Origin of the sequence: Hydrogenophaga sp. (assembly GCF_026125825.1) — a bacterium.
Taxonomy (GTDB): domain Bacteria; phylum Pseudomonadota; class Gammaproteobacteria; order Burkholderiales; family Burkholderiaceae_C; genus Hydrogenophaga.
The window spans coordinates 1-2,073 of the sequence record NZ_JAHCKK010000208.1; the positions used below are offsets into that span (position 1 = coordinate 1).

Genomic DNA, 2,073 nt, shown 5'->3' on the forward strand with positions numbered 1-2,073 from the left:
TATATAAGATATGATTGAAGCTGTGAGCGCCCTCGCTGCGGCGCCCGCAAACGCATGGCCACCTCACCCCAGAATCCCTCCGACGCGACACCGGCAGAGACCGGCGCAGCGGTGTTCGAGAACACCGCGCCGGCCTTCAGCCCGCTCTACCAGCAGATCAAGACGCTGATCCTGCGCAGCCTGCAGGCGGGCGAGTGGAAACCTGGTGACATGATCCCCAGCGAGTTCGATCTGGCTGCGCGCTTCCGTGTGAGCCAGGGCACCGTGCGCAAGGCCATCGACGAACTCGCCACCGACAACCTGCTGGTGCGCCGCCAGGGCAAGGGCACCTTCGTGGCGACCCATGCCGAGCAACACATCCAGTACCGCTTCCTGCGCCTGCTGCCCGATACCGGCACGCTGGAGGACCAGGGGCCGGCCGAACGCCGCATCGTCGAATGCCGCCGCCTGCGAGCGCCAGCGGAAGTGGCGCGCCAGCTGGCGCTGCGCACCGGCGATCCGGTGCTGCAGGTCAAGCGGGTGCTGGCGTTCGCCGGCGCCCCTGCCATCCTGGAAGAACTCTGGCTGCCAGGCGGGCCCTTCAAGGGCCTGACGATCGAGGCCCTGTCCGAAGACAAGGGCCCGATGTACGCGCTGTTTGAGACGCAGTTCGGCGTGCGCATGGTGCGCGCGGTCGAGAAGATCAAGGCCGTGAGCGCCGACGAAGACACCGCCACCCTGCTGGGCATCGCCCCGGGCCATCCCTTGCTGAGCGTGGAGCGCCTGGCCTACACCTACAACGACGAACCCATGGAGTTGCGACGCGGCTACTACCGCACCGACACCCGCCACTACCGCAACGAGCTGAGCTGATGCCAGACCTTGCCGCAACCCCCCGGAATATCGGGGAGCGTCCGAGTGCCGGACTGCGGTTTGGTGCATTGCAATAGAATTTGACGCGCCTTGGCATTAGTTACCAACGAGTTACCAAGCCGCCCCGACCCCCTCCCTCCCCGGAAGAAAGCCCCACCATGACCGAGTTGACCAAGAAGCGGCCCGAGTTCCGCAACATCAACGCCTTCAAGGATCTCACCACCTACCGCCTGCCTCCGGCCGGCTGGGTGTCGATCCTGCACCGCGCCAGCGGCGGCCTGATGTTCATCCTGCTGCCCCTGATCGTCTGGCTGTTCGACACCTCGGTGTCGTCCGAGCTGTCTTTTGAGCGCTTCAGCTCGGCGTTCTCCGCTGGCATCGGCTTCGTGCCTGGCTGGTTCTTCAAGCTCGTGGTGCTGGCCATCATCTGGGCCTACCTGCACCACCTGATCGCCGGCATCCGTCACCTGTACATGGACGCCTGCCACGCCGTGAGCAAGGAATTCGGCCGCTCTTCCGCCATCGTCACGCTGGTCCTGAGCATCGGCCTGACGCTGGTGCTGGGCGCCAAGCTGTTCGGTTTGTATTGATGGAGGTCAGATCTTCCGCTCTGACACCCACTGACTAGGAAACTGATTTATGTCCGTCAACTACGGTTCCAAGCGCGTCGTCACCGGCGCCCACTATGGCCTGCGCGACTGGCTCGCGCAGCGCATCACCGCCGCCCTCATGGCGGTCTTCACCCTGATCGTGCTGCTGCAGGTGCTGTTCATCAGCGGCCCCATCGGCTACGAGAGCTGGGCCGGCATCTTCGCCAAGCAATGGATGAAGGCCCTGACCTTCGCCGTCTTCCTGGCCCTGGCCTACCACGTGTGGGTCGGCATGCGCGACATCTGGATGGATTACGTCAAGCCCGCTGGCATCCGCCTGGTGCTGCACGTCTTCACCATCGTCTGGCTCCTGTCCTGCCTGGGCTGGGCTGTTCAAGTTCTCTGGAGGCTCTGAAGCCATGACCGCATCCGCATCCCTTCCCAAGCGTCAGTTTGACGTGGTCATCGTCGGCGCCGGCGGCTCCGGCATGCGCGCCTCGTTGCAACTCGCGCGCGCCGGCCTCAAGGTGGCCGTGCTCTCCAAGGTGTTCCCGACCCGTTCGCACACCGTGGCTGCCCAGGGCGGCATCGGCGCCTCGCTCGGCAACATGAACGAGGACAACTGGCACTA

Annotated in this window: 4 protein-coding genes; all 4 read left to right on the plus strand. The window is 64.8% G+C overall.

Annotated elements, in window-relative coordinates; genetic code table 11:
- The first annotated feature begins 54 nt into the window (after positions 1-54).
- Positions 55-852, plus strand: coding sequence for a GntR family transcriptional regulator (locus KIT86_RS24970; RefSeq protein ID WP_297403422.1), 798 nt, complete (start codon positions 55-57; stop codon positions 850-852).
- A 158-nt stretch (positions 853-1,010) separates the two neighbouring features.
- Entirely contained in the window at positions 1,011-1,442 is a 432-nt protein-coding gene (gene sdhC, locus KIT86_RS24975) for a succinate dehydrogenase, cytochrome b556 subunit (protein ID WP_297403424.1), read from the plus strand.
- Between the two features lie 49 nt (positions 1,443-1,491).
- Complete coding sequence (gene sdhD / locus KIT86_RS24980; protein ID WP_297403425.1) at positions 1,492-1,857, plus strand: succinate dehydrogenase, hydrophobic membrane anchor protein; 366 nt, start codon at positions 1,492-1,494, stop codon at positions 1,855-1,857.
- A 4-nt stretch (positions 1,858-1,861) separates the two neighbouring features.
- The coding region (locus KIT86_RS24985) for an FAD-dependent oxidoreductase (protein ID WP_297403426.1) at positions 1,862-2,073 on the plus strand (212 nt) is incomplete at its 3' end.